The organism is Nocardiopsis sp. NPDC058789 (assembly GCF_042745575.1).
Taxonomy (GTDB): Bacteria; Actinomycetota; Actinomycetes; order Streptosporangiales; family Streptosporangiaceae; genus Nocardiopsis; species Nocardiopsis eucommiae.
In genome coordinates this window covers 161,012-167,827 of the sequence record NZ_JBHYOW010000004.1, presented here as the reverse complement: position 1 = coordinate 167,827, position 6,816 = coordinate 161,012, and the positions used below count along the sequence as shown (strand labels likewise).

Here is a 6,816-nt window from a genome sequence, read left to right as displayed (position 1 = left end):
GTCGGCGGCGGGCGCCCCCCCGCGCCCCCCCCCCCGGCCGGGGGGGGGGGGGGCCCCGCCCCCCCCCCCCCCCCCGGCCCCCCCCCGGGGGGGGGGGGGGGGGGGGCCCGGGGGGGGGCCCCCCCACGGCCCCTTCCTTCTCCATGTCCGAAAAACCGCCGGGAGGGGAAGGCAGGCCTCGGTTAGGAGGGGGGACAGGGCCGCCGCTGAGGGAGGGGGAGACAGCGGTGGTCGGCCCTTGGGTGGTATGGAGTTGTGGCGGATTCCACGGCCTCGCAGGCCGGGGTCCCGCCGCACAGGTCTACATAAGCAGTGACCGACCGATTTGGCAAGAGGTCCGGTCAAGCCATGGCACTACCCCCAGCCCGCGACAAAGCCCCCTCCTGTCCAGTCGGAGGGGGCTTCCGTACGTTTTCGTCTGCCCGAGCGGGTCAGCGCCCGGCGGCGTACCCCTGCGCGCCCCGGGGATCGGCCGCCGCGCGCAGTTCGCCGCTCTCCGGGTCCCGGGCGACCGCTGCCAGACGGCCCAGTGACCACTCCTGGGCGACCTGCACCCGGTGCCCGCGGCGCCGGAGGTCGTCGACGACCTCTTCGCCCACGCCCGGCTCCACGACCAGGTCGCCCGGGACGGTCTCGCGCGGGTGGAAGGAGCTGGGGAAGGCGTTGGTGTGGAACATGGGGGTGTCCAGGGCCTCCTGGAGGTCGTCCACGCCGTTGAGGACCCGCAGAAGGGCCGTGGTGGTCCACTGGTCCTGCTGGTCACCACCGGGGGTGCCGATGGCCAGGACCGCCTCGCCGTCCTCCCGGGTCACCAGGGTGGGGGAGAGGGTGGTGCGGGGGCGGCGGCGCGGAGCCAGGGCGTTGGGCGAGGCCGGGTCGAGCCAGAACATCTGCGCCCGCGTGCCCAGGGGGAACCCGAGCTCGGGGATGAGCGGCGAGCTGCTGAACCAACCGCCGCTGGGCGTCGCGGAGACCATGGTGCCGTCGGCGTCCACCACGTCCACGTGACAGGTGTCCCCACGCAGGTCGGTGGGGGTCCGCCCGGCGGCGTCGCGGACGGTGGGCTCTCCCGTGGTGCGGTCGCCCGGGGTCTCCCCGGCCAGGTACACGGGCGCCTCGAAGGGGGCGCGACCGCCCGGGGCGCCCGGGTGCGGTTCCAGGCTGGCGCGCTCTCCACTGATCCCGCGCACCCGCTCGGCGGCGTAGTCGGAGCCGAGCAGGTCCTTGAGCGGGACGTCGACGAACTCGGGGTCGCCGTACCACCCCTCGCGGTCCGCGAAGGCGAGCTTGGCGATCTCGGTGCTCCAGTGCACGAAGTCCGAACTCACGCCCTGACGGGCGTCGGTCCCGACCCCGGCCGCCTCGGCCATGCGCAGCTGCTGGAGCATGACGGGACCCTGACCCCAGGGGCCGGTCTTGTGCACGGTGTGGGAACCGTAGGCCGTGCTGACGGTGTCCTCGTAGGTCGCGCTCCAGTCGGCCATGTCCTGCGCGGTCAGCAGGGCCCGCTGGGGCTCGCCGTGACCGTTGGGGACGGGCTCGGAGAGGAAGGCGCCGATCGCCTCCGCGACGAAGCCCTGGTACCAGGAACGGCGGGCCGCCTCGATCTGGGCCTCACGGTCGCCGCCCGCCGCCTCGGCCTCGGAGACCACGCGTCGGTAGGTGGCGGCGAGGGCGGGGTTGCGCAGCCGGGTTCCGGCCGCCGGGGCGGAGCCGTGCGGCAGGTAGACGGCGGCCGAGCCCGCCCAGTGCTGGGAGAACACCGGGGCGAGCGTCTCCAGGGCGGTCGCGATCCTGCCCAGGACGGGGTAGCCGCGTTCGGCCAGGCCGATGGCGTGGTCCAGGACCTCGCGGACGGACATGGTGCCGTGGTCGCGCAGGAGCTGCATCCAGGCGTCGAAGGCACCGGGGACGGTGGCCGCGAGGACGCCGCTGCCGGGGACCCGGTCCAGCCCGAGTCCCTCGAAGGCCCCGATGGTGGCGGCGGCGGGGGAGACGCCCTGGCCGCAGAGCACGCGCGGAGACCCGCCCGGGGCCTGGAAGATGACGGGGACCTCGCCGCCGGGACCGTTCAGGTGGGGTTCGACGACCTGGAGGGTGAAGCCCGCGGCGACCGCCGCGTCGAAGGCGTTGCCACCGCGTTCCAGGACGGACATGCCGGTGGCGCTGGCCAGCCAGTGGGTGGAGGCGACCATGCCGAAGTCGCCGCGGAGCTGGGGTCGGGTGGTGAATCCGGACATGAGCGCAGACCTCCTGCGGACGGGGGAGGGCGGGTTCGCCGCCCGTCTGGGGGTGTCGCTCCGGGGAGGGAGGACGGGGCGCCGACCGGTCCTCGGTGGAAACCGGCCGATCGAGGGTGACGGTACAGCATGAATTGGCACGGATGTCGGGTCATCGGGGGTTCGGGACCTTGGTTGTCGGCCTCGACCCGCAAGGTGTCGGGGGCCGGGGCCCCGGGCATGACCGAAGCCCGGCCGTGAACGCGTTCGGCTCACGACCGGGCTTCGGTCGGCACGGGTCGGAAGGTGAGGTCAGGAGTTCTCCACCGGGATGGACCACGGCAGGGAGTCCCAGAGTTCGGCCCATTCCTCGGCGCCCACCGGGTCCGTCACCGCTCCGGCCTCGGCGGCGTCGTGCGTCCTCCGGACCTCGTCCATCGAGCTGGAGACGCTCTGGTCGCGCTCCTGGGCGAGCTCACCGATGAGCCCGGAGACCTCCGCGAGGACCTCCTCCACCTCGGCGGGCTCCATACCGAACCGGTGCGCGCAGTCGTTGGTGGCGGTTTCCTTGGCGGCCTCGTCGCCGTAGTACCAGACCGTGGCCAGCAGGCGGTCGCGCTGGGCGTCGTCGAGGTCGGCGCCGGACAGCGCCCGCTCGACGAGCGCGCCGCTGGTCCCGCTCATTCGCGCGGTGTCGAGCTCGGACTCACCGGAGCCGAAGTCCACGAAGTGCTCGGTGAGGCAGGTCTTGACCTCGCGCGAGGAGACGTTCTCGGGGAGGTCGGCCTGGTCCGGGGACGCGGTGTTCCCGGCCGGGGCCTCGTCGGCGACCGGAGCGGCCTCGGCGGGAGTCTCCTCCGCGGGGGCCTCCTCGATCGGGGTGATCTCGTCGAGCTCGGCGCCGTCGACCACCTCCTCGTCCACGGGGGCCTCCTCGGCGGGAGCCTCCGCGCCGGGGGCTTCCTCGGCCGGGGCCTCCTCGACCGGCGTCTCCACGGGTGCCTCTTCAGCCGGGGCTTCCTCCACCGGAGTCTCCTCGGTGGGAGCCTCGGCGGCCGGGGCTTCCTCGGCGGGTGCTTCCTCGACCGGGGCCTCCTGGGCGGGCGCCTCTTCAGCCGGGGCTTCTTCAGCCGGAGCTTCCTCGGCGGGGGTCTCCTCGGCGGGGGCCTCCTCCACCGGAGCCTCCTCCACCGGAGCCTCCTCCACCGGAGCCTCCTCCACGGGGGTCTCCGCAGGAGCCTCCTCGGCGGTCGCCACGTCGGCGGCGTCCCCGGCCGGGGGGTCCTCCTCGACCACGACCACGCTCGCGTCCTCGGCCGCCGGTGCCTCCGTCTCGGCCTGCGGTGCCGTCTCCTCGGTGACGCCCTCCGCGAGCCGCACCAGCTCCGCGCGCTCCCAGCGCTCCGGCTGGAGGTGGGTGGCGACGGCGACGCCCGGGCTCTCCACCCAGAAGAGGTCGCCGGTCTCCTCGGACAGGTACGCGCCGTGCCCGAAGGACTCGCCCGCCGGTACCTCCTCCAGGGAGCTCTGCGCGAGGTGGCTGTACCGGCTCTCGCGAACGTCCTCCAGGTCCTGGAGGCGTTCCGAGCGCAGGACGGAGACCCGGCCGTACAACTGGTCCGGGCCCTGCACCCACGAGATCTGGGACTGGCTGTTGCCCTGACGGTCCGTCGTGGACGTGGCGTTGATGCCGTAGCGCTCCAGCCCGTCGGGCAGGTAGGTGATCTCGAACCCGTCGATGCTGAAGGTGGACACCCCCTGTCGCACGACCGGCCAGCTGAGCGCCTTCGCGTCCTCGTCGTCCGCCGCGGCGGGCCCGGCGAGGCCGACCAGCCCCGTCGTGGAGATCGCGGCGGCACTGAAGAGCGCGACCCACCTCGTGTGGTGCTTGCGCATGAGAGTTCCTTCCCATCGACTACTACTCGTGATGTCTACAGGACTCTCCGTGATTATGGAGGGGCCTTACAGTCAAAAACCGGACATGAAGCGATCAATTGCCTACATAGGGTGAGATTGACGGGTGGGGCTCCCGTGGCCCGAGGGGTACGGACCCACCAGAAGATGGGCGTCGGATCACCGGCTGCTCCGCGCGTGGTCACCGTCCGGTCACCAAGCGCACTCACCCTGAGGTAGCAGTCGGCCAGTCCACGCGTACTTGGGAGGCCCGGTGCACCAGCGCATCGGATTCGTAGTCGGAGCCGTATCACTCATGTTGGCCCTGGGATCGAGCTCCGCGCTCGCCGTCCCCGCCAGCGCGTCCTCGGAGGCGGTCGCGGTCACCAAGGCCGCGACGGCGCAGCGGGTGACCCCCGGCGCCAGTGTTCTTCCGTCCCAGCAGTCGTCACGGAACCGCCCCCTCATCGCCGTCGCCCACCGGGGCGCCTCCGGACACGCGCCCGAGAACACCCTCGCGGCGATCGACGAGGCCCACCGCCTCGGCGCGGAGACCGTGGAGGTGGACGTCCAGCTCACCTCCGACGACCAGTTGATCCTCATGCACGACACGCGACTCGACCGCACCACCGACGTCGAGGAGGTCTTCCCGAACCGCGCGCCCTACGACGTCGGTGACTTCACGCTGGCGGAGATCCGCCGCCTCGACGCCGGTTCGTCCTTCGACGACGCGTTCGCCGGGGAACCCGTACCGCTCCTCAGCCAGGCCCTGAACCGCCTGAAGAAGCACCGGATGAACCTCCTCCTGGAGGTCAAGGAGCCGTCCCGGTACCCGGGCATCGAGAACCGGATCGCGGACGAGCTGGCCCGGCACCCGTACTGGCTCATGCCCAACGCGCCCGACCAGCCCTCCCGGCTCGTGGTGCAGAGTTTCGACTGGGAGTCCACGGAACTCTCGAAGGGGATCCTGCCCGCGGTGCCGCACGCGCTGCTCGGCCGGGTCCCCGAAGAGCGGATCCCCGAGTTCGACTGGGCCCACATGATCAACCCGAACCACACGACCGTCGACGCCGACTACGTCGACCGGGTGCACGACGCGGGCCTGGAGATCATGCCCTACACGATCAACGACACCCAGGTGATGGGGCGGGTCCTGGAGATGGGCGTGGACGGCTTCATCACGGACTACCCGGACCGGGGCCAGAAGGCCATCGAGGAGTTCCTCGACTCCACGACCGCGGCCCGGGAACCCGAGTCGGAGTCGGTCGGGGCGCCCGCGGGCGACTGACCCCCACCGCAGCGGCGGACCCGCCCGGCGTGCCGGGCGGGTCCGGCCGTGTCCGTACGCGCGAACCCCGCCCCGGAGGGAGGCGCCCCGACGCCCCCAGTGGGAGGATCGGAGCGAGAACACCCCCATCAGGAAGCGGAGGCCACGTGAGCGAACGGCTGTGCATCCCCCAGGAACACGTCGACTGGCGTACCAAGGGCCTGTGGTGGCCGGGCGAGCCCGTCACCCTGACCGAGTTCGCCGCGCGTGGGGACCACCTGTTCAGCGGCCCCTTCACCTGGCCGCTCATGGTGCTCCGCGCCTCCTCGCTGGACCGCAACATCGCCGCGCTGGCCGAGTTCACGCGCGGCCACGGACTCCTGTTCGCGCCCCACGGCAAGACCGCGATGTCCCCCGTGCTCACCCAGCGCCAGCTCGACGCGGGCGCCTGGGGGATCACCGCCGCCACCGCCAACCAGGTCCTGGACTTCCGCCGGTTCGGGGTGGACCGCGTCCTGCTGGCCAACGAGCTCCTGGACCCCCGGGTCCTGCGCTGGGTGGCGGCGGAGCAGGACGCCGACCCCGACTTCGCGTTCCTCTTCTACGTCGACTCCTCCGAGGGGGTCGCCCTGGCTTCGGAGGCGTCGGGCGACGGCGGCCGACCCCTCCGGGTGATGGTGGAGCGCGGCACGCCGGGCGGTCGCACGGGCTGCCGCACGCGGGAGGCGGTGCTGGCCGTGGCCCGGGAGGTCGTACGGGCTCCGGGCCTGGAGCTGGCCGGAGTGGCCGGGTACGAGGGTTCGCTCAGCGACGCCGAGGGGGTCCGGGGCTTCCTGGGGGACCTCCTCGGGGACGCCGCCGCCCTGGCCTCCGAACACGGCCTGGAGCGTCCGGTTCTCTCGGTGGGTGGCAGCGCGTGGTTCGACGTGGTCGCCCAGGAGATCGGCGGCCGGGAGGACGTCACGCCGATCCTGCGCAGCGGGGCCTACGTCGCCCACGACGACGGCCTGTACCGGCGGACCACGCCGTACAACCGGCTGCCCGAGGGCGGCGACGCGCTGTCCGGGGCCCTGGAGCTGTGGGCGCAGGTCACGTCCACCCCGGAGCGGGGGCGGGCGATCGCCGGGATGGGCCGCCGCGAGGCCAACTTCGACCAGGGATTCCCCGTCCCGCGCGTCCTGCGCAGGCGCGACGGGTCGGTGGTCCCGGCCGAGGGTGTCGAGGTCACCGGCCTCAACGACCACCACGCCTACCTCGACGTGCCCGAGGGTCTGGGAGTGCGCCCCGGCGACCTGGTCTCCTTCGGGATCTCCCACCCGTGCACGGCCTTCGACCGCTGGCAGGTCATTCCGGTGGTGGACGACGACCACCGCGTGGTCGACGCGATCGCCACCTACTTCTGAGGCCGTGCGGCCGTCGGGGCCGACCCCACACGGG

4 protein-coding genes are annotated in these 6,816 nt (G+C 73.0%); 2 read left to right on the top strand and 2 right to left on the bottom strand.

Annotated features, from left to right (window positions below):
* Nucleotides 1-431 precede the first annotated feature (431 nt).
* Entirely contained in the window at nt 432-2,240 is a 1,809-nt protein-coding gene (locus ACFW3L_RS06835; protein WP_378737224.1) for a gamma-glutamyltransferase family protein, read from the bottom strand.
* A gap of 291 nt (nt 2,241-2,531) precedes the next feature.
* Nucleotides 2,532-4,115: a hypothetical protein gene (locus tag ACFW3L_RS06830; protein WP_378737222.1), complete on the bottom strand. Its 1,584-nt coding sequence runs from the start codon at nt 4,113-4,115 to the stop codon at nt 2,532-2,534.
* 313 nt (nt 4,116-4,428) lie between these two features.
* Here ACFW3L_RS06830 and ACFW3L_RS06825 point away from each other — a divergent pair, with 313 nt between their 5' ends.
* Both ACFW3L_RS06825 and ACFW3L_RS06820 read left to right on the top strand, forming a co-directional pair.
* On the top strand, nt 4,429-5,400 hold the full coding sequence (locus ACFW3L_RS06825; RefSeq protein WP_378737220.1) for a glycerophosphodiester phosphodiesterase: 972 nt from the start codon (nt 4,429-4,431) through the stop codon (nt 5,398-5,400).
* 146 nt (nt 5,401-5,546) lie between these two features.
* Nucleotides 5,547-6,782, top strand: coding sequence for an alanine racemase (locus ACFW3L_RS06820; RefSeq protein ID WP_378737218.1), 1,236 nt, complete (start codon nt 5,547-5,549; stop codon nt 6,780-6,782).
* The last annotated feature ends 34 nt before the right edge of the window (nt 6,783-6,816 follow it).